Genomic DNA, 22,153 nt, shown 5'->3' with positions numbered 1-22,153 from the left:
AAATCTTAAAAAAAGCGTAGTAAGATTTTTGGCGGAGTATTTTTTTAAATATAAGTAATTGTATTTCAACACGCTATAAATTCATATAATTCTGATCTATTTAAAATTTAAATTCCGATCATATATAGGGGTCGGAATTAATTTCTATTATCATAAATTCTTCTTAATAAAATCTAAAAGTGCATAAGGACACACCGTATAATTCTGTATTTTAGGAAAATCAATAAAAATTAATCGTGAATTATGTGAAAACATAGCTCTAAACTGACTAAACTCCTCTGTGGTACTTCAGCTAATTACAATAGTAGTAACGGGAAATTCCACAGACTTAATCAAACACTAGATGAAAAGAAGAAATTTTGTTCAATTATCCGGTATGGGTGCAGCATCGCTATTGTTGCCAACAACGATGATGGGGAACAACATTCACTCAGAGGCGCTTTTAGAGCCGGGCATGGATGTACTTGTAAAAAAACGAATGGCAGATGTGGCCTTGAATACGGCAAAATCCATGGGCGCTACCTACGCTGATGCTCGTATTGGCCGGTATCTTAATCAATATGTCTTTACAAGAGAGGACAAGGTTCAAAATGTGGTGAACACAGAATCTTTCGGAATTGGGATTCGAGTAATCGCTAACGGTACCTGGGGCTTTGCCTCGACCAATAGTGTTACCGAGGACGGAATTAAAAATGCCACTATGCAAGCCGTCGCCATCGCCAAGGCCAACTCTAAAATACAAACGGAGCCAGTTAAATTAGCTCCCGTTCAGGCGCATGGAGAGGTATCTTGGAAAACACCGATAAAGAAAGATTTTAAGGAAGTTCCCGTATCCGAAAAAGTGGATCTATTATTGAGCGCCAATGCCGCTGCCATGGACAATGGTGCCAATTTTGTAAACTCGGCCTTGTTTATGGTAAACGAGCAGAAATATTTTGCCTCTACCGATGGTTCTTATATAGACCAGGACGTACATCGTATTTGGCCTACCTTCGGAGTAACCGCCGTAGATCGTGCCGCCGGTACCTTTAAGACCAGACAGGCCATGAGCGCTCCAATGGGAATGGGATATGAGTATATGGATGGTATTGCTTCGGAAAAATTGGAAGGTCCTGCCGGAATTACCCTGTACAGAAAAAGTTATGATATTTTAGAAGATGCGGTACAGGCGGCAAAACAAGCTACAGAAATGCTTACCGCAAAATCCGTGGATGCAGGAAAGTACGATTTGGTACTGGAGCCGAATCATTTAGGATTGACCATTCACGAAAGTGTAGGACATCCGCTAGAATTGGATCGTGTACTAGGCTATGAGGCCAACTATGCCGGAACCAGTTTTGCGACCTTGGACAAATGGAAGTCGGGCGATTTTAACTACGGAAGCAACATCGTGAACCTTGTTGCGGATAAAACCATGGAAGGCAGTCTGGGTGCTGTTGGGTACGACGATGAAGGGGTAAAGTGCAAGCAATGGGATCTGGTGCGTAACGGTACCTTGGTGAATTACCAGGCCATTAGGGATCAAGTGAATATTATAGGCCAGAACGAATCTCATGGCTGCTGTTATGCACAGAGTTGGAACGATGTACAGTTTCAGCGGATGCCAAATGTATCCTTGGAACCTGGCAAAGAGAAGTATTCCATTGCCGAAATGATCAAGGATGTTGAAAAAGGTATCTATATAGCCGGTAGAGGTTCGTATTCCATTGATCAACAGCGCTACAATTTTCAGTTTGGCGGAACGGTTTTTTATGAGATAAAGAACGGGGAGATCGTAGGCATGTTAAACGATGTGGCTTATCAATCCAACACGCAGGAGTTCTGGAATTCCTGTGCTAAGATTTGTGATGAAGGGGATTACCGTATGTTCGGTTCTTTCTTTGATGGGAAAGGGCAGCCTTCTCAGGTAAGTGCTGTATCGCATGGTAGTTCTACTACCCGATTCAATGATATCAATGTAATCAACACAGGTCGTTCTATTTAAACGCACCACAATTCAAAAGAAAAGACAATGGCAATATATACAGAAGAAGAAGCTAGAAAAATAATGGAAAAAGCACTCAGCTTTTCCACCGCGGATGTCTGCGAGGTAAATCTAAGCGGAAGCGAGAGCGGAAATATACGGTATGCCCGTAACTCGGTCTCCACGGCGGGTCATCAGTCCAACCAGACCTTGGTAATACAGTCCAGTTTCGGAAAAAAATCGGGAACGGCTACCATAGACGAGTTCGATGATGCTTCCTTGGAAAAAGTAGTAAAACGTGCAGAGGAACTAGCAAAGCTTTCTCCGGAAAACTCCGAATTTATGGAGCCCTTAGGGCCTCAGGTGTACGATGAATCTATTACCTATGTAGAGGCAACGGCAAAAATAAGTCCGGATTACCGAGCAGAAGTAGCAAAGGCCAGTATTGAGCCAGCTAAGGCAAAAGATGTTACGGCGGCAGGATTTTTGGATGATTCCAGCGATTTTAGCGCTATGATGAACTCAAAAGGACTTTTTGCGTACAACAAATCTACGAACGTTGACTTTACCGTAACCATGCGAAGTAATGACGGAACGGGTTCAGGTTGGGTTTCCAGGGATTTTAACGATATTAATAAATTTGATCCTAACGAGGCCGCTAAGGTTGCCATAGACAAGGCAGTGCTCTCTAAGGAGGCCAAAGCAATAGAGCCCGGGAAATATACCGTAATATTAGAGCCTTCCGCAGCGCTTGGCCTTTTAAATGGTATCGGTCGTTCAATAAATGCTCGTCAAGCGGATGAGGGACGCAGTTTTATGTCTAAAGAAGGAGGTGGCACTAAAATAGGAGAGAAAATTGTTGATGAACGTGTTCATCTCTGGTCAGACCCTTTAAATTCTGAAGTGCCCAGTGCAACTTGGAATGGTGCTGGTCAGCCTTTAAAGAAAACTTCGTGGATTGAAAATGGCGTAGTTAAAAACTTGGCATATGACCGGTTTTGGGCCAAGGAAAAAGGAGTTGATGCTGTACCTTTTCCTAGTAATTTTATTATGGCCGGTGGTGACGCATCTTTAGAGGAATTAATAAAGAGTACCAAAAAGGGAATATTGGTCACACGTTTATGGTACATACGTTCTGTAGATCCACAAACGTTGCTGTACACAGGTTTGACACGTGATGGTACTTTTTACATTGAAAATGGAGCTATTAAATACCCTGTAAAGAATTTCAGGTTTAATGAAAGCCCAATTATCATGTTGAATAATTTAGAAACACTTGGTAAGCAGGTTAGGGTTGATGGGAATCTAATTCCCTACATGAAGATTCGGGACTTTACCTTTACCAGTCTTTCGGACGCGGTATAGTTTAGACCAAGTGATAATTGCGAATTGTCTAAAACAATAGCATGACGTCTTTGCGAGGCACGAAGCAATCTGTATCTTTTTGGTTATAAACCAACAGATTACTTCGCTATGCTCGTAAAGACGTTTGCTTTTAGATAGCTTTAATTGATAATCTACAATTTCAATCCGCCCTTGAGCAATGCTTTTTTCTTTACGAGACTACAATATGAATCCGGTGATTGGGACGTGGACCAGCGTATGCCTTCTAACCTCTTAAATTCGTTAGTAGAGTATACAACATTAAAAGTGGATACGCTGGAGAATATTGTACCGCTGGCCAACGATGCTGTTTTCAAAAGTCCGTTTTGTTACCTCTCTGGCCACAAACTGGTGCAGTTCACCAAAAAGGAGAAGGAAAACTTTAAAAAGTATGTGGAGAACGGTGGTTTTGTCTTCGTTGATGACTGTAACCATGATATAGATGGACTTTTTGCCAAGTCTTTTGAACGTCAGATGGACGAACTGTTTGGTGCGGATGCCTTGCAAAAAATACCCAATGATCATGAAATCTATTCCATCTTTTTTAAGTTTGAAGACGGGCCGCCGACAACGAGCCAGGAACTTAACGGCTGGGGAGACGACTTGGTACACGACTATCTAAAGGCCATAGAAGTAAACGGTAGAATCGGCGTACTATACAGTAATAAGGATTATGGCTGCGAGTGGGATTATGATTTTAGGAACAAACGCTGGTATAAAATAGACAACACACGGTTTGGCGTAAATATCGTGATGTACGCATTAACCTCTTAACAGGATAAAATGGACGAGAAGCTGCTAACGGCGGAAAAGGAAATAACGGCACTTACGAAGAAGCTAGGGGTGCTAAAACAAGAAATAGCTAAGGTAATAGTAGGTCAGGAAGATACGGTGGAGCAACTTCTGATTACTTTTTTAGCGGGTGGGCATGCCTTGTTGGAAGGAGTTCCGGGCTTGGCTAAAACCCTGCTCATTAAAACCATATCACAGGCTATAGAATTAAAATTTTCTAGAATACAGTTCACACCGGATTTGATGCCATCGGATATCGTGGGCACCGAGATTTTGGAAGAAGACCATACCACGGGCAAAAAATTCTTCAAGTTTAACAAAGGTCCCATTTTCGCCAATATTATTTTGGCGGATGAGATCAACAGAACTCCGCCCAAAACCCAAGCAGCTTTGTTGGAGGCCATGCAGGAATTCGAGGTAACCTATTCCGGGCAGACCTATCCTATGGACAAACCCTTTTTCATCTTGGCTACCCAAAACCCCATTGAGCAATCCGGCACCTTTCCCTTGCCGGAAGCACAGCAGGATCGGTTTTTGTTTTACATTAAAATCGGCTATCCATCGGAACAAGAAGAAGCATCAATTTTAGAGTTGACTACAGGGTCTAAAAAAGTAAAGGTAGAAAAGGTCTTGGATGGCGAAGATATCATACAGTTGCAGAAACTGGTTCGGGATGTGCCTATTAGTAAGGAGCTTATCGCGTATGTAAACAGAGTCGTAAGGGCTACGCGACCTGAAACTATAAACAGCGGTTATGTAAAAGACTGGGTAAGCTGGGGTGCCGGACCAAGAGCCGGGCAAGCCATGATTCTGACAGCAAAAGCACGGGCATTACAGGCAGGGCGTTTTGCAGTGACCTTGGAAGACCTGAAAAAAGTTGCCTTTCCTGTATTGCGACATCGGATTATCGTAAATTTTAGGGCAGAGGCAGAAGGTATTACCTCGGATACCGTTACCCAAAACATACTCGATAATCAAGAGTAGCGTACTTAGGGGCAGCTGTCCGGAGCCAACAACGACAAATCCAAAATAATAAAAATGTGAAGCAGGAGTACAAACAACTTTTAGAGCCTAAGATTATCAATAGCGTTTCTGGTTTGGCACTCATAGCACGTGTCATCGTTGACGAATTTTTGGCGGGTTCGCATGGCAGTAGAAGGGTAGGTCCGGGTTTGGAGTTTAGTCAGTATAAGGGATACCAATCCGGAGACGATATGCGTTTGTTGGATTGGAAAATGTTGGCCCGTTCCGGTAGGTATTACATCAAGGAATCCGATATAGACACCCACATAGCCGTAAAATTCGTTGTAGATACGAGTGGTTCCATGTTGCATCGGGAAGAGGGCCTTTCAAAGATGGACTATGTACGGGTATTGGTCGCCTCTCTTGGATATTTGGCCCAACAGCAAGGGGATAAAATAGGTCTTTTTGGTCTTAACGACACCCAGTTGCAAATGCTACATCCAACTACCCACAAACAACACTTTAACCGTTTTTTAAACGAGTTGGTTACCCTTAAAAATAAAGGGAGCTGGCCCATGGATAGGAAGGACCTTGCCAAAATCCACCAACGAAACCAGAAAGAATTACTGTTCGTTGTTACCGATATGCACGAGAATAAGAACGAACTCACCCAATGGATCACCGAATTAAAAACAGTAAGAAACGAGGTTGCCGTTTTACAGGTTATGGGTGTCAATGAATTGGAATTTAACTACACAGGCGCTAAAGTTTTTGAAGATTTGGAAACGGGAAAACATATAAAAGTAGATGCAAAACAAGCCAAAAAATCCTACCAAAAAGCTATGGAAGCACATCTAGAAACGGTTAAAAACACCTTTTTATCCAACGGAATCGGCTTTGAGCTTTTTAGGTGCGACGCTCCTTTGGACGAGGCCTTGCAGTTGTTTTTGAAGAAAAGAATCCGACTAAGTTAATATGAGTTTCCTGCAACCAACATACCTCTGGGGGCTATTTGCAGTATTGGTGCCCTTTGTGATTCATTTGTTGAACAAGGGCGACGCAAAAACGATAAAGGTGGGTAGTATTAGATACCTCACGGAGCAGGAAACCAAGCAGACCCGCCAGATAAAGCTCAACGAATTGTTGTTGTTGTTTTTGCGGATGTTCTTATTGTCGCTACTGGTGTGTGCCATGGCCCAACCCGTATTGTCAACTAAAAAGACGAAAGTTCCGTTAACCTATATCATTGAACCTTCTTTATTGAACAATGGTAAAATGGATGCTGTTTTGCGAGACGCTCAGGAAGTTCCCAAACGATTTTTTTTAAAAGATTTTCCAGTAGTTGATAGGGACAATATACCCATAGAAACCCCAAAATATTGGCAATTGGCGCAAGAGCTGCAACATATTGAGTCGGAAAGTATTGTGGTGTTTTCAACGGGAAAGATAAAAGGTGTTCAAGGAATGCGTCCCACAATATCCAAGAATGTGCGTTGGGTGCTTATGGATGAGGATGCTACAACAGACAGCCTTGTTGGAGCTACGGCGGTAAAAGATGGAGTTATTTTACATACAGTAAAGAGCGAAGCCGGCAATACGGATATCGTGCAGGAGCATATTTTAAAAGAGGATATAATTTATGGTGCAAAAGACAGTATCTCGGTAACCCAAAATGGTGCGAGTAAAAATATTCCCCTAAGCCTTGAAGATACCTTACGTATTGGAATCACTTACGATGACGAGTTTTTAAAGGAGAAGGAGTTGTTGGCCGCGGCTTTCAAGGCGGTTGGCAAGTATACCCAAAGCCATCTAGAATTGAAGGAAGTTGCTGATTCGAAAACCTTCAATGAAAACTATTTTGACCTTTCTGTCTGGTTAAAAAGGAGTACACCTCCAAAAATAAAGGGAAAATTAATACAATACCTGGCGGATAGTCTTGCAACAAGTAGCATTAACAAAACGGCAACCAAAACGCTATACTATCTTACGCGGCGTCTTACGATAGAACGTGTTTTAAACGAACGACTGGCGGATGAATTAGCGATGATTTTGATAGATAGGCCCATACTAGAAGAGAGAATGCGTATGCTGGATAAAAGAACAATGCCCGAGGCGGATTTTTTACCGATTAGGGCAGATCTCGCACCTGCTGATAGCGATAGGCAACAGCGCGGAATGGCGAATTGGTTTTGGATTGCCGCTCTGATCGTTTTGATGTTGGAGCGACTATTGGCTAAATTTAGAAAACAATGATAGCGGCCAAACAAATTATACAAAATACACTCCTTAGGTGGCGCCTCTTCCGCACAGCGGAAATCGGTTTGGTCTCCTTGGGTATTGCCGTATTGGTGTATTGTCTTTTTCCTAGTATTTGGATGGCCGCAGTAGTATTTCTGGTTGCCATTCTGCTATACGGGGTTTGGGTAAGGCCGTGGAAATTTGGAGTAAGGGAGGTATGTAGTTATTTGGATAGCGCACTAAAGGAATTGGAGAATAGTACTTACCTGTTGTTTTCAAAAGATGAAGAATTGAGTGCAATAGCCAAAATCCAACAGTACCGAACGGCCGAAACCTTGGTTTTTAGCAAGAGAAAAATTCGGTTAAAACATAAGATAGGCAAGAGTTTAGGTATTGCTCTAGGCTGCGTTGGTCTAGGGTTGCTACTTCAGTATTCAGGTATTAGGTTACCTGCTGAAACCACAAAAAATACGCCTCCACAAAACGATGCAATAGTGTTTCAGCCTTTGGATTCGCTTTCCGTGGAGGTGGTTCCGCCGGTGGTTCAAAGCCAAAAAATTACGGTACGCTATCCGTCGTATACGGGAAAGTCGGCATCCGTTACTTCTGATATGAATGTAAAAGTATTGGAAGGCTCGACGGTAGATTGGGCTGTCAGGTTTAATCAACCTATAAAAAAAGCCGTTTTTCAGTTTGGTGCCGATGAAACCGATATGACATGGGATAATGCGCTTTACACGCATCGCCTAAAGGCAAGCAATGCTGGTTTTTACAGCTTAAAATTCACGGATACCCTACAAAACGAATACCTGTCCGCGCTATACAGTTTTGAAGTGTTTAAAGATGAACCTCCAGAGGTAAGGATGAACAAGTTGCCCCAGTTTTCTTCTTTTGAGGCTACGGATTCCCAAGAATTCACGTTCACAAGCAGTATTACCGATGATTTTGGTATTGCCGATGTAGCGATTATAGCAACGGTAAGTAAAGGCACGGGCGAGTCGGTAAAATTTAGGGAGGAACGTTTAGCTTTTGATACCCCGTTGCAAAAATTATCCAAGTCGGCCACGCTTCAAAAGAAAATGGATTTAAGAAGTCTGCGCATGGAACCGGGCGATGAACTTTATTTTTATGTGGAAGTAAAGGACAACAAGGAGCCCAAGGCCAATATCACCCGTACCGAAACCTATTTCTCGGTCATCAAGGATACCGCAACAGACGCTTTTGCCGTGGAAGGCACCATGGGGGCCGATCTGATGCCGGATTATTTTAGGAGCCAACGGCAATTGATCATTGATACGGAGCAGTTAATATTAGAAAAACCGGCGCTAAAGAAACCCGATTTTAATTTTAGAAGTAATGAACTGGGGTTTGATCAAAAAGCACTTAGGATAAAATATGGCGAGTTTATGGGCGACGAAACGGAAGCGCCCACCGCACCTAAAGAAATTGGTGCGGCTACCGTTCCAGGCGACATGCTGGACGAATACTCTCATAAACACGATGGCAGTAACGAACATAATTTAGTTGCCGATGAAGAGCATGACCATGACCATGATCATGATCACGGTGACGAGCAGATGAGCGGAGCGGACTCCGAGGAAGACCCTCTGGAAGCCTATGTACACAACCATGGCGATCCGGAAGCATCTACTTTGTTCGCTAAGTCCTTAAAAAGTATGCTGAAGGACGCCATGGCCGAAATGTGGGATGCCGAATTGTACCTGCGCCTTTACGAACCCGAAAAATCACTTCCGTACCAGTACAAGGCCTTGAAACTGATTCAGGAAATAAAAAATAGCGCACGAATTTATGTGCACCGTATCGGTTTTGATCCGCCACCTATAAAAGAGGAAAAACGTTTAAGTGGCGAATTAAAGGATGTAAAAGGATTCCGTAAGACAGAGGAATTAAAAATGGACGAAATCTATCCGAATATGAAAGCTGCCTTACAAGTTTTGTCATTGGTGCGCGCTAAGAATAGAACACTGTCCGAAGAGGATAGGTCAGTATTAAAAGCTGCCGGAGATGAGCTTGCAGTCTTGGCCATTGCCCAACCTAACAGGTATCTCAACACCTTACAAAATCTAAAATGGCTGTCAGAAGCTGAGCAGCTAGATATGGTCCGAATCAACCTGGCCTATGCCGGATTGCTACGAGCCCTGCCCGACCGAACAGCCGTTCCTAGCGCAAGTAATAGCTACACCGGACAACTAAATCACCTTTTTTTAGAAGCCCTTGAAAGCAATGATTGATCGACTTCACTTTATAAATCAGGAGTTGTGGTGGGCGGTAATACTTCTTGCCGTTGCAATGGTGCTGCTTTTTGTGTGGAAAGAATGGCGAGGGGAATTCCACACTCGGGTCTTAGTAAATAGCTTTGTTGCTTTTTTAGGAATTACGGCCTTGGTGCTGCTTTATCTGAGACCAACATTGCTTACGGAAGTTTCTGGAAAAGCGATGGTATTAACGGATAATTACAGGGTTGCCCAGTTGGATAGTATCAAAGACACCGAAAAATCTATCCGAACCATTCGATACCGACCGGGCTTGGATTTTTCGAAGGCTTTGGATTCAATAAATGAAATTATTGTGTTGGGCGACGGGCTGCAGGATTTTGACTTTTGGCAGCTTAAGGATGTTTCTGTGAGCTATCTTAAGGGAGTTGATCCCAAAGGTATCGTTAAGTTGAAATACGGGAATACCCTGCGAACAGGACAGGATGTATTGGTAAGCGGATTATTTAACCAGCCAGTTATAGGGAACCTATTGGTGTTGGAAACCCCTGGCGGCGAAGGTTTGGATTCTATACGTTTAAACGATGGTGCAGAACAAGGCTTTACTTTACGAGGTAGTGTAAAAACAAAAGGAAAATTTGTTTATAGGCTCAGTGAGAAAGACAGTACCGGTGCTGTGCTGAATTCAGATCCCGTTCCTGTCGAAGTTTTGGCAAAGAAACGATTACGGATGTTCATAAGTAATAGGTTTCCCTCTTTTGAAAGCAAGTATCTAAAAAACTTCCTGGCGGAAGAAGGTCATGAAGTGGTAGTGCGAAGTCAAATGACCAAAGGCAAGTACAAGTTCGAGTATTTTAATACCGAGCAAAGTCCGGTGTACGGTTTTCGTGAAAAGGAGCTAAACGATTTTGATCTGGTAGTTTTGGATACGGATACGTATTTGGGGTTATCCAAAACTAGCAAGGATGTGCTTATAAAGTTGACAAGGGAAAAAGGATTGGGCATTTTTGTGCAACCCAATGAAACTTTGTTTAGGTCTAACGGTTTGTTGGTTAATTTTGATATGGAGAGAGATGCATCAAGGAAGAACGTAAGAATTGAAACAGGTATGGTTGAAACCTACCCATACAACTTTCGGAAAACGGACCCTAGGGGTGTTGCCGTAGAGAACCATTCGTATGCCTTGGCAGAAGGGAAAGGACTGGTGGGTACCACTATTTTAAACAATACCTATCAATTGATGTTGGATGGGAAGAGGAATGCCTACCAAAATATATGGACGGATATTATAAATACAATGGCCAAATCCAAAGAAGTGACGGGGACTTTTGAAAAGCTATCGACCTTTTCTTTTGTGCATCGACCAATATCATTTTCTTTACGAACGGGGACGTCAAAACCTAAGGTAGCGGTCAATGCATCATACAACATCCCACTTATTAAAAACGCCTTGATCAAAGATAAGTGGCACGGCAGGACCTATCCTAAAAGTAAGGGTTGGCATACACTGCGGATGGAAGGCGATACGAGTGTTACCGCGCATTATTATGTTATGGACACCATTCATTGGAAAGCGGCAACAGCAGCGGACAACATACTAAAGAACAATAGATTTTTTAATTCCGTAGCGCATACAGCCGTACAAAAAACGATACCCTCGGAAATAAGTCGGTGGTGGTTCTTTTTGATTTTTCTGGGTTGTATGGGATATTTATGGGGTTCACCAAAGTTAAAAGCCTAATCTGTTTTATACCTTTACAGCATGAATTTAGTAGTGGATATAGGAAACACGTATACGAAATTTGCGGTTTTCAAAAAGAACGAATTGCTGTTCCATGAGTATTTTGAAGCATCGGTTTTTGTGGAGAAAGTGAAGTCGGTTTTTGATAGCTTTCCAACAATAAACCATGCAATACTAGCCTCGGTCGGAAACCTGGACGAGAAAGCCTTTGAGGTACTGATGCTGTTTTGCGAGGTTCATGTAGTGTCCCAAAATTCAAAAGTGCCTTTTAAAAATAGTTATGCAACACCACAAACCTTGGGAATCGATAGAATAGCGCTGGCTACGGCTGCTTTTTACCATAATCAAGGAGGAAACACCTTGGTCATAGATGCCGGTACCTGTATTACCTATGATTTTGTAAATGATTTTAATGAGTACCTGGGTGGCGCTATCTCCCCCGGAATCAACATGAGATACAGGGCCATGCACGAACAAACGGAAAAATTGCCATTGTTGAAAAAAGAAGCGCCCTTGGATTTTATCGGAAATGCTACAAGCAGCTGTATGCACAGTGGGGTAGTCCATGGCGTGCTGAATGAAATAGAAGGGGTAATCTCACAATACCAACATCGTTTTGAACATTTAACAGTTATTTTAACAGGGGGTGATAGTCATTTTTTGTCTAAACGACTAAAAAATACCATCTTTGCGGATTCCAAATTCCTCCTTAAGGGGCTTAATTATTTGCTAGAATACAATAAGCATTAGATGATCAGAAAAATTGTAGTTGCAATTGTGTGCATCGCCACCACGGGTTTGTACGCCCAAGAAGGAACCGTTTCTCCTTATTCTTATTTCGGTATTGGTGATTTAAGAACTGCCGGCACCGTAGAAAATCAAATGATGGGAGGTATTGCTGTTTATGCTGACAGTATTCACATCAATCATAGAAATCCGGCCGCTTACGCACAGTTAGGTTTGGATATATTGAATAATCAAGGTTTGGTAGTATATACTGCGGGCATATCCAATAAGCGATTTCGTTTAGAGGATTTCACCTCTGAACAAAGTAGTGCCGTTACCAACCTGGATTACCTATCCTTAGGTTTTGCTTTGGGTAATAAATTAGGTATGGGTTTTGGGATAATGCCCTTTTCCTCGGTAGGGTATAATTTTTTCGATGAACAAGAAACGGGAAACCAACCGCTTACAAATGTCTTTAACGGGTCTGGCGGACTGAACAGGGTGTATTATTCCGTTGGCTATGAAATTATAAAGAACCTTAGCATTGGAGCGACCGTGAACTACAATTTTGGAACTTTTGACAGTGAGCGGTTACAGCAGGTAGAAGATGTGCAGTTCGGGTCTTTTGACAGAAGGAACTCTAGGGTAAATGGATTTGATTTCAACTACGCTTTAAACTACACCCCCGCAATCAGCGATAAATATACGCTACATACTTCTGTACGGGTAAATACACAAGGTAATCTTGTGAGCAAGAACGAACGTAGGATAGGTTCTTTTTCGGTGGCAACAGGGGGCTCCATAGAAGAGATAAACATAGATCTGGAGGCGCAGAACTTAAAAAATACCGAGCTCAAGATTCCCACTACAACGACCCTAGGTTTGGGATTTGGTGAAAATAGAAAATGGTTCATTGGAGGGGAGTACAGTTTTCAGGGGCTAAGTGCTTTTGAAAATTCGTTTTTAGGGGTTGAAAATGTGGTTTACAATGATGCGAGTTCATTTGCACTAGGTGGATTTATTACACCGGACAGTGGTTCTTTTTCAAGTTATTTAAAACAAATGACATACAGGGCAGGACTGCGTTTGGACAAGACCGGAATGGTGGTCAGTGATGTGGAAATTAATAACTTTGGCATAACTTTTGGAGTTGGACTACCACTGGGACGAAGTTTATCCAATCTTAACCTAGGTTTTGAATTAGGAAAAAGAGGAACAACACGGGCAAATTTGATAGAGGAAAATTATATTAAGATAAACGTAGGACTTTCATTAAACGATCGCTGGTTCCAGAAGAGAAAAATTAACTAAAAAATATTTAGTACATTAACCACTTTAAACGCAAACAAGATGAAAACTAAAATTTACTTCACGGCAATTATGTTCCTAGGAATGATGGGGGTAAGTAATGCACAGGCACAGAATCCTGAATGTATGACCAATCTCTCTATTTTTTCGGAGCATGCAAAAGTCAAAAATTATGATGCAGCTTACGAACCATGGAAAATGGTCTATGAGACATGTCCTAAATTAAATTATGCCACCTATTTTTATGGTGAGCGTATTTTAAAACAAAAAATAGAGAAAGGTCCTGCTGCGGAAAGGCAGGCCTTTGTTCAAATGTTATTGGATGTGTACGATAGCAGATTGGAATATTATGCATCCAAAACAAGTATAGCCGAAACGGATATCGATAAGGCTATGTTGATGAGCGATGAGAAAATGATAGATGACGAGAAGATGTACGGCATGTTGAACGATGCTTTCGGAAAAGACAAAAAGAACTTTACAAACCCTAAGGCCCTATACCTATATTTTTCTTCTTTGGTAGACTTGCATAATGCAGGCAAAAAAGAGTTGCAGGAAGTCTTTGATGTATACGATGAGGTCACCACTAAAATAGAGGAAGAGAACGATGCAATTACCGTAAAAATCGGTAAACTTTTGCCAAAGGAAGAAGCCGGCACCTTGACATCAAAGGAAAAGCGCGCCCTAAAATCCTATAACTCCTATTCCGAAAATTACGGTAAAATAGCTGGTAGTATAGATTCCAAGTTGGGCGCCTTGGCAGACTGTAGCAATCTTATTCCTTTATATGAGAAGAATTTTGAAGCTAAAAAGAACGATGTTAAATGGGTGAAGGGTGCTGTTTCTAGAATGTTCAGCAAGGAGTGTACGGATGACGACCTTTTTGTGAAGTTGGTAGAAGCACAAAAGAATTTAGACCCATCTGCGGATATATTCGTCTATTTAGGTACGCTTAAAATGAAAGGTGGAGATTCTAGCGGAGCGATGAAGGATTTTGATAAAGCTTTGAGCCTGGAAACAGACGGAGTTAAGAAATCTAAAATAGCCATGAAGGTGGCAACGATAAATAAAAGAAAGGGTAGCAAATCTACGGCAAGGAGTTATGCGCAAAAAGCAATTGATGCAAATGGTTCTAATGGAAGAGCTTATTTACTGATCGCCAACTTATATGCCTCTAGTGCCAATGATTGTGGAACAACACCTTTTGAAAAGCGTGCCATGTACTGGAAAGCAGCGGATATGGCCGCAAAAGCAGGTAGGGTAGATCCTTCTGTACGGTCATCTGCAAACCAGGCAGTGGCAAGTTACAGGGCAAAAGCTCCGAGTAAGGAAATGATCTTTAGTTCCGGAATGGCAGGTAAGACGGTTTCGTTTTCTTGCTGGGTAGGCGGTAGCGTAAAGGTGCCTACATTATAAGATGATACAATCTTTTTTAGATAGTTGCAAAAGCATTGCCGTGGTAGTAACCGCGGCAATGCTTTTTTCTTGTAAGGACGGTTATAAACGTGTTGGGGACGAAGCTAAAAAGCAGATCTTTCCGCAGGGGGTCGCCAAGAATTTTGTTCTTACCTATACAGAAATACCGGAAAAGATAACCTCTGAGGATACAGGTTCATCAAAAGTAATGGCAATACTTTCGGGTCCGATAAGGAACGATTTTGAAAATTTGATTTTTCCCCATCAAACGTTCCCTGAGGGTCTTTTTGTGGAAATTTTTAATGACAAGAACGAGCGTACGACTATAGAAGCCGATTTTGGTATTCTTTATTCCGCTACAGGGGTTGTAGATTTAAAAGGCAATGTTATCATTAAATCCGATGACGGTAAAAAACTCGAAACGCCGCAGCTTTATTATGATCGTAGTAACGAATGGGCGTTTACCCAAGAAAAGTTTAAATTTACCAATCCGGAAGACGGCACCGTAATGGACGGTAAAGGCATGGATATAAAGAAAGACCTTAGCATTATGAAGGCACACAAAACATTTGGCTTAATGCTTATAAAAGAGGAAAAAGAAGATGATTAAGATTTTAAGATATACAGAGTATTTGTACGCAATAGTTGCTGTTTTTTCGTTATACAGGATTTTTACGGACTGGGGTACGGATAGGTCCAAAGCTTATTTTTTTATATTTTTTGCAATTGTATCCACGGGTATGTTTCTTTTCCGTAGAAATTATCGCAAGAAATTTGAACAACGCCAAAAGGATAAGGACAGCCAATAGTGGATCCAAACGTTTTAATTATAGTACTGTCCCTTTTTTTTTCCGCTTTTTTTTCGGGGATGGAAATCGCATTTGTATCTGCAAATAAGATTCATATAGAAATCGAAAAAAAGCAAGAAGGATTTTTGGCCAAAGTGCTTACCAGACTCACCAAAAAGCCTTCCAAGTTCATAGCCACCATGCTTATTGGCAATAATATCGCCTTGGTGATCTATGGTCTCTTTATGGGTGAATTGCTCATAACTTGGTTTTCGGGTCTAGCTCCTGAAAATGCCTTCCTAAAGTTGATGTTAACGGATTTTGTTTTGTTGACACAGACGATTATATCTACCTTGGTTATTCTTATTACGGCGGAATTTCTTCCAAAAGTCCTGTTCCAAATTTATGCGAACACCCTACTCAAATTGTTGGCGATACCGGCCTATGTTTTTTACATCGCCTTTTCCTTGATATCCGAGTTCATTATCGGAGTATCCGATTTTATATTGAAATATGTGTTCCGTACTCCGGGTGATGATGTGCAACTAGCCTTTAGCAAAATAGAACTTGGGGATTATATTACCGAGCAAATGGAAACCGTAAAGGAGGAGGACGAAGTAGATTCGGAAATACAGATATTTCAGAACGCTTTGGAGTTTGCGGCCGTAAAGGCTCGCGAGGTCATGGTTCCAAGAACCGAGATTATGGCGGTAGAACTACATGAAACCCCTAAAAACTTAGCAAAAATATTTACCGAGACAGGGTTTTCAAAAATTCTTGTCTTTAAGGATACCGTTGATAATGTAATTGGATATATACATTCCTACGAGCTGTTCAAAAAACCCAAAACAATCAAAAGTATCCTTCTTCCCGTAGAGTTTGTTCCGGAAACCATGCTTATTCAGGATATTTTAAATGTGCTGATAAAAAAAAGAAAGAGTATTGCCGTTGTATTGGACGAGTATGGTGGTACATCGGGCCTTATAACGGTCGAGGATATTGTAGAGGAACTTTTTGGAGAGATAGAGGATGAACATGATAGCACGGATTTAAGGGAAGAGCAAATAGACGAAACACATTTCCTTTTTTCCGCACGTTTAGAGGTAGACTACCTCAACGAAAACTACAAGCTTGATCTAAATTCATCGGATGAGTACGAGACTTTGGGAGGTATGTTGGTACATCAATTAGGTGAGATTCCCGAAAAGGAATCGGAGATCATAATGGATAATTTCAAGTTTACCATTATAGAGGTGTCCAGTACCAAGATAGACTTGGTTGCACTAGAATTGCTAAACTTGGACTAATTGGTTTTATTGCTATCGTTTCCAGTGTTTTTAGTTTTTATTATTTCAATTAAAAATGGTAATTTCGCCACCTAATTTTTATTATTCCATATAATGGCAGTTTTAGAAAATATAAGAAAACGTACTACGGTTTTGATCTTGATCATTGGTCTGGCCTTGTTTGCATTTGTAATATCGGGTGTTTTTACCAGCAGTGAGTTTGGTGGTGGTACTAAAGTAGGATCCTCCGTTGCGGAAATTAACGGTAACGAACTTTCGATTGATGAGTTTAGACAGAAAGTGGAGGTTGCCTCCAGGCAGATGGGGCCAACAGCCTCTTCCTTACAAGTAATGAATCAGGTTTGGGACCAAGAGGTTAGAAATAGTATTCTTGGAGCGCAGTTCAACGATTTGGGTATCGGTATCGAAAAAGATCAAATTGTTGATTTTTTAGAAACGGCAGGTTACGGTCAAAACCCTCAGTTTCAAGATGCAAACGGAATGTTCGATGCCAATTTGTTCCGTCAAACGGTAATGGACTGGAAAGTAAACAACCCTCCGCAATATGAGGCTTGGTTGCAGACCGAAGAGCAAATAGTACAGATGGCCAAGGAACAGACCTATTTTAATTTGGTAAAAGCCGGTGTAGGCGCCACTTTAAAAGAGGGTGAATTGGAGTATAAGCTGGCTACCGAAAAAATGGACATAAAATATGTACGTGTTCCCTACAGTAGTATTGCCGATAGTACCATTACGGTTAGTAAGGCGGAGATTGCGGCCTATGTCGATAAGCATCAGGAGGATTACAAGCAAGAAAAGGCTAGGGACATTCGATTTGTTTATTTTGAAGAAAAACCATCGGAGGCAGATGATCAAGCGGTTAAGGCTTCGGTTACGCAATTGTTGGATGACACCATAGAGTATAACGCCCAAACAGATCGTAACGACACCATAAGAGGATTCAGGAATACACAGGATATGGCCGCCTTTTTAAGTCGATATTCCGATGTTCAGTTAGATACGGTTTACAAAGCGAAAAAAGAGTTGCCATCAAGTGTTGCGGATACTTTAATGAGTTTGCAGGTAGGGCAGTTTTATGGTCCTTATAAAGATGGTGCTTCCTATAAGGTTACTAAAATGATGGATAGAAAACCAAATGGTTCCGTAAAATCCAGTCATATATTAATTACTTACGAAGGTGCAACACGTGCAAATCCTGAAATTAAGAGGACCAAGGAAGAAGCGGAGGCAAAGGCAAAGAAGCTTTTTGCGCAAGTAAAGAACAATATAGCTGATTTTACCGCTTTTGCAAGGGATAATTCAGACGGCCCTTCTGCTCCGCAAGGGGGTGACTTAGGGTATTTTCAGCAAGGAAGATTGGCCGCGGAGTACAATGATTTTATTTTTTCCAACCCTGTTAACGAAGTAGGTCTGGTAGAAACCGATTTCGGTTTTCATATTATCAAGGTAGATGATAAAGAAGATATCGTGCAACTGGCAACCCTGTCAAGGGAGGTGGTTGCTTCTGAGGAAACCACAAATGCTTTGTTTACAAGTGCCACTAAATTTGAAATGGAAACGATCGCTAATGAAAATGAATTTTCTAGTATTGCAAAAACCAACGAATATGTGGTACGGCCTGTAAACCGTATAAAGGAATTAGATGAGAACTTGCCAGGTCTTGGTTTACAGCGTCCTGTTGTGCAATGGGCATTTAATGAGGATACCAATGTTGGTGATATCAAGCGTTTTAATATTAATAACGGTTATGCTGTTGTACAGGTTACCGGAAAATATAAAGAAGGGCCAATGGCTCCTGAAGATGCTTCCTTGACCGTATTGCCTATTTTAAGGAAAGAACGTAAAGCTGCTCAAATTATAGCGGCGAACAAGGGCAAGGCTATGGATGCTTTTGCAAAGGATAACAACGTGTCCGTTTCTACTGCATCCGCCTTAACCGTAAAGTCGCCAACTATTCCGGGTGCTGGTAGCGAGCCACTTGTAGTAGGAACAGCGTACGGTATGGGAACGGGCGAAACTTCTGGATTGTTGGAGGGCAACACAGGTGTCTTTATGATAGAGGTTACCAACAGAACGGAAGCACCGAACTTGGACAACTATAGTACCTACGCTAATACCTTAAAAACGAATGCGGCAAATAGAGTAAATACAGCTGTATATAACGCATTAAAGGAAGGTGCTGAAATAGAGGATAAAAGAGCCACCTTTTATTAAGCTTTATTTCTAAAATCCATAAAAAAGCCTACGAGATATCGGAGGCTTTTTTTATGAAATAAGTCGTAGTCGTCCGGAGAGTCGATTATTGTTATATCGTATGCAAAGACTTAGGGAAATGTCGTATCCATGTCCAAAGTCCCTTTAGTGAATCAAGGAATTGACTTAGGCACTTAGCTAATAAATGTTAAGCCCTACGTTTATTGGATTTCAGTAATTTATTAAGCTTGCTTTGCCATCATACCTGTTAAATTTCGGCTTACGGTTACATCATGTATGCATATTTTTTTGCTCCCCTCTTTAGAAAAGAGGGGCGGCAGCTTTGCTGACGGGGAGATATGACCGCAAAATTGCCCACGTATGGGGCGTCACCGTATAATCCGGGGAAGTTTGGTGCATTCTTTCAGCTTGGCGTCGGTAACGGCATGCGTGTCAAGAACCAAGCTGGCGTGAGCAAGTTTGCGGGTCAAACCCTCCGTCCACCTTTGGCGGACACCTGTGCCTTCCTCTCACTCATACTTCGTTCGTCGGAGGCAGGGATCCCAAGAGAGGAGCCTTTAAGAGTCCTTCCCATGAAAACATGGAACGGACCCGAGCTTAGAAATCGGGCAACTAAATGACATTGGGCTTAGCCCATTCTTAATAAAGAGTATTAATTAATTGCTTAAGTCAATCAAGGAATTTAACTGGCCATAATTTAATTTTTCAGTATCATGTCGGAATACGATATGATGGTGCTATACCCTTTTGCCTTAAAGTAATCAAAGGTGTTTTTTCTTGCCGTTACCAGTAGAAAGTCACCTCCCCAACCTCCTAGGCTCTTTATACTTCCTTCATAATCGGAAAATAGCTGTTCTTTTATGGTACGCACGTCCAAAGCAGTGGAGAGGATGTGCTCGTGCAGATTTAAGAGCCTTTCAAATTCCGATAAGGAGCCTGCTCTAATAAGTGCCGAAGTTATCTCGGTTATTTTTGTGGTCAGTTCTAATTTATTTATAGACCGTTTTCTATATGCAGCTATGGCTTCCCTACTATTCCTTTTCTGGTTTAAGTACACAAAGTACAGTTGATCTACAAAGGACAGTGTAGGGTTTGCTTTCCGTACAACGGCTTGGCCCTCTTCAATTTTAAATAGTATTGGATGGTCGTGTTGGGCGCAGGCTAGGTCATAACCACTGCCGCCAAAGGTTTTTTTAAGGAGGCTATAGGCATCTATTTTTGCCCATTGTGCTATATTGTTTATCAGGGTAGACGAGGTTCCCAGACCCCAATTTCTTGGGAAGGACAGTTCGGTTTCCACTGCACAGCCAGCTGACTCGCTTAGGAAGGCAGGTTGCAGGGCCCTTGCCTCTTGCAAAAGACCGATCAAGGTTTTGGAAATAGCTTCGTCCGATGCGGATAGCTGTTTAAAATCTGCTAAGGTATAGCTTGCTTTAAACCAGGTATTCTTATCCACATCCAAACTTTTCCAAGTAAGGATACCTGAGGAAGATGGGGTTATCTTTAAACCTTGCCCAAATTTAGTAGGGATGGCCCATCCTTCTGCACCATCTAAAATGGCGTATTCTCCAGAAAGTAATAGTTTTCCGTTGCTATAAAAATAATCTGTCATGATGGGTTTCTCAATTGCTTAAGTGCATTTGTGACTCCGCTATGGGTTACCGTATTGGTTTTAAAGTGTGTTATCAATTGCTCCTTTTCCTTCGCATTTGCGTTGAGCTGGTTCAACATGTTCAACAAATGCATTTTCATGTGTCCTTTTTGTATGCCCGTGGTTACCAAAGAGCTTACCGCCGCAAAGTTCTGTGCCAGTCCCGCAACTGCAATGATCTGCATCAATTCCTTTGCAGACGGATTTTGCAATATTTCCAGATTAAGCTTTACTAACGGGTGTAGTTTTGTTAAACCTCCTACCGTGCCCAGCGCCAAGGGGAGCTCGATCCAAAATCTAAAAATTCCGTCCTTGATTTCTGCATGGGTAAGACTGCTATAGCTACCTTTTCTTGCGGCATAGGCGTGTACCCCTGCCTCTATGGCCCTAAAATCGTTTCCTGTTGCCAACACCACGGCATCGATACCGTTCATAATGCCCTTGTTGTGTGTTACGGCACGGTAGGGTTCCGCCTTGGCAATGGTAATGGCACGTATCATTTTTTCCGCGAATTGTTGCGGGGAAATATCAGAGGATAGGGTTAGTTCTTCTACAGGACAGCTTACAGATGCGGTTACCAAGCAATTGGGCACATAGTTGGACAAGATGCTCATCACTACTTCTATATTCTTTTCTTCATCGGTAAAGGCGTGCTGGTTTAAAGCTTCTTTCTTTAAGGTCGTTGCAAACTGCTCTAAACAGCTGTTGATAAAGTTCGCACCCATGGCATCCTTGGTTTCAAAGGTGCAGTGCAGTTGATAGTAGTTGGCCAGGTCGTCCGTTTTGTCCCGGAGTTCGATAGATGAGATGCCACCACCTCGTTTGGCCATGCTTTCCGTTAAGTGGGCACTGTCTTGGTATAGTTTTTCTTGGATCGACTGAAAAAATAAGTTAAGTTTTTTAAAATCGCCCTGGAAAATAAAATGTACCTGCCCTACTTTTTCAGTGCCTGTAACCGTAGCTGTAAATCCGCCCCTGTCCATCCAAAATTTGGCGGCCTTACTAGCTGCGGCAACCACCGAACTTTCTTCGATTGCCATAGGAACGGCATATAGTTTATCGTTTATCAGAAAATTCGGCGCTATACCCAATGGCATGTATAAATTGGTGATGGTGTTTTCTATGAACTCATCGTGCAATTGTTGTACGGCATCATCTTCGTTCCAATAGGTAGCTAAGAGTAGCTTGGAAGCCTCCGGGTCCTTGGTATACTGGCTGGTGAGCCATGCTATTTTCTCCGTTTTGGTAAGTTTTGAAAATCCAGCTATCGGGGTTGTCATCTGTTCAGGTTTCTACGCTTGTTTAAAACTGCATAAGGCACCTAACAAAGCGTGTTGGTTAAATTTGGAAAATAAAAAGTAAAGATAATGATATTGACTAGAACGGAAACAGTGCTTAAGTGTCTTAAAATGGGCGTCTTTTTTGCCGT

The 22,153-nt window shown here is 41.9% G+C and carries 16 protein-coding genes; 14 read left to right on the top strand and 2 right to left on the bottom strand.

What is annotated here, in order from left to right; all coding sequences use genetic code 11:
- Positions 1-343 precede the first annotated feature (343 nt).
- The 14 genes from ACFQZJ_RS15190 to ACFQZJ_RS15125 all read left to right on the top strand — a co-directional run bounded on the left by ACFQZJ_RS15190 (position 344) and on the right by ACFQZJ_RS15125 (position 19,073).
- Positions 344-1,984, top strand: coding sequence for a TldD/PmbA family protein (locus ACFQZJ_RS15190; RefSeq protein ID WP_379935724.1), 1,641 nt, complete (start codon positions 344-346; stop codon positions 1,982-1,984).
- Positions 1,985-2,011: 27 nt separating this feature from the next.
- The gene (locus ACFQZJ_RS15185; RefSeq protein WP_379935723.1) at positions 2,012-3,328 is read left to right on the top strand and encodes a TldD/PmbA family protein; all 1,317 of its coding nucleotides are present in this window, start codon (positions 2,012-2,014) and stop codon (positions 3,326-3,328) included.
- A gap of 171 nt (positions 3,329-3,499) precedes the next feature.
- Positions 3,500-4,120, top strand: a complete 621-nt coding sequence (locus ACFQZJ_RS15180) for a DUF4159 domain-containing protein (RefSeq protein ID WP_379936122.1) — start codon at positions 3,500-3,502, stop codon at positions 4,118-4,120.
- Positions 4,121-4,129: 9 nt separating this feature from the next.
- Positions 4,130-5,122 carry an AAA family ATPase gene (locus ACFQZJ_RS15175; protein WP_379935722.1) on the top strand — a complete coding sequence of 331 codons (993 nt, stop codon included), beginning with the start codon at positions 4,130-4,132 and terminating at the stop codon, positions 5,120-5,122.
- Between the two features lie 56 nt (positions 5,123-5,178).
- Positions 5,179-6,075 (top strand): DUF58 domain-containing protein, encoded by an 897-nt coding sequence (locus ACFQZJ_RS15170; RefSeq protein WP_379935721.1) that lies wholly within the window; start codon positions 5,179-5,181, stop codon positions 6,073-6,075.
- 1 nt (position 6,076) lies between these two features.
- Positions 6,077-7,354, top strand: a complete 1,278-nt coding sequence (locus tag ACFQZJ_RS15165; protein ID WP_379935720.1) for a BatA domain-containing protein — start codon at positions 6,077-6,079, stop codon at positions 7,352-7,354.
- Positions 7,351-9,591 (top strand): tryptophan-rich sensory protein, encoded by a 2,241-nt coding sequence (locus ACFQZJ_RS15160; RefSeq protein WP_379935719.1) that lies wholly within the window; start codon positions 7,351-7,353, stop codon positions 9,589-9,591. The genes ACFQZJ_RS15165 and ACFQZJ_RS15160 overlap by 4 nt, the downstream gene beginning before the upstream one ends.
- Positions 9,584-11,314, top strand: coding sequence for a hypothetical protein (locus ACFQZJ_RS15155; RefSeq protein ID WP_379935718.1), 1,731 nt, complete (start codon positions 9,584-9,586; stop codon positions 11,312-11,314). The genes ACFQZJ_RS15160 and ACFQZJ_RS15155 overlap by 8 nt, the downstream gene beginning before the upstream one ends.
- 21 nt (positions 11,315-11,335) lie before the next feature.
- Complete coding sequence (locus tag ACFQZJ_RS15150) at positions 11,336-12,064, top strand: type III pantothenate kinase (protein ID WP_379935717.1); 729 nt, start codon at positions 11,336-11,338, stop codon at positions 12,062-12,064.
- Complete coding sequence (locus ACFQZJ_RS15145) at positions 12,065-13,351, top strand: hypothetical protein (RefSeq protein WP_379935716.1); 1,287 nt, start codon at positions 12,065-12,067, stop codon at positions 13,349-13,351.
- 39 nt (positions 13,352-13,390) lie between these two features.
- Positions 13,391-14,764 carry a tetratricopeptide repeat protein gene (locus ACFQZJ_RS15140; RefSeq protein WP_379935715.1) on the top strand — a complete coding sequence of 458 codons (1,374 nt, stop codon included), beginning with the start codon at positions 13,391-13,393 and terminating at the stop codon, positions 14,762-14,764.
- 1 nt (position 14,765) lies between these two features.
- Positions 14,766-15,374, top strand: a complete 609-nt coding sequence (lptC, locus tag ACFQZJ_RS15135) for an LPS export ABC transporter periplasmic protein LptC (RefSeq protein WP_379935714.1) — start codon at positions 14,766-14,768, stop codon at positions 15,372-15,374.
- Positions 15,375-15,632: 258 nt separating this feature from the next.
- The gene (locus ACFQZJ_RS15130; RefSeq protein WP_379935713.1) at positions 15,633-16,859 is read left to right on the top strand and encodes a hemolysin family protein; all 1,227 of its coding nucleotides are present in this window, start codon (positions 15,633-15,635) and stop codon (positions 16,857-16,859) included.
- Between the two features lie 93 nt (positions 16,860-16,952).
- A complete protein-coding gene (locus ACFQZJ_RS15125) occupies positions 16,953-19,073 on the top strand; it encodes a peptidylprolyl isomerase (RefSeq protein ID WP_379935712.1) in 2,121 nt (706 codons plus the stop codon).
- Between the two features lie 697 nt (positions 19,074-19,770).
- Here the strand turns inward: ACFQZJ_RS15125 and ACFQZJ_RS15120 are convergent.
- The gene (locus ACFQZJ_RS15120) at positions 19,771-20,685 is read right to left on the bottom strand and encodes a GYDIA family GHMP kinase (RefSeq protein ID WP_379935711.1); all 915 of its coding nucleotides are present in this window, start codon (positions 20,683-20,685) and stop codon (positions 19,771-19,773) included.
- Positions 20,682-22,004 (bottom strand): hydroxymethylglutaryl-CoA reductase, degradative, encoded by a 1,323-nt coding sequence (locus tag ACFQZJ_RS15115; RefSeq protein WP_379935710.1) that lies wholly within the window; start codon positions 22,002-22,004, stop codon positions 20,682-20,684. The genes ACFQZJ_RS15120 and ACFQZJ_RS15115 overlap by 4 nt, the downstream gene beginning before the upstream one ends.
- Positions 22,005-22,153 lie beyond the last annotated feature (149 nt).

Source organism: Maribacter chungangensis (assembly GCF_042676845.1).
GTDB lineage: Bacteria > Bacteroidota > Bacteroidia > Flavobacteriales > Flavobacteriaceae > Maribacter > Maribacter chungangensis.
The sequence above is the reverse complement of the archived record's forward strand: the minus strand, read 5'-3'. Positions and strand labels throughout refer to the sequence as shown.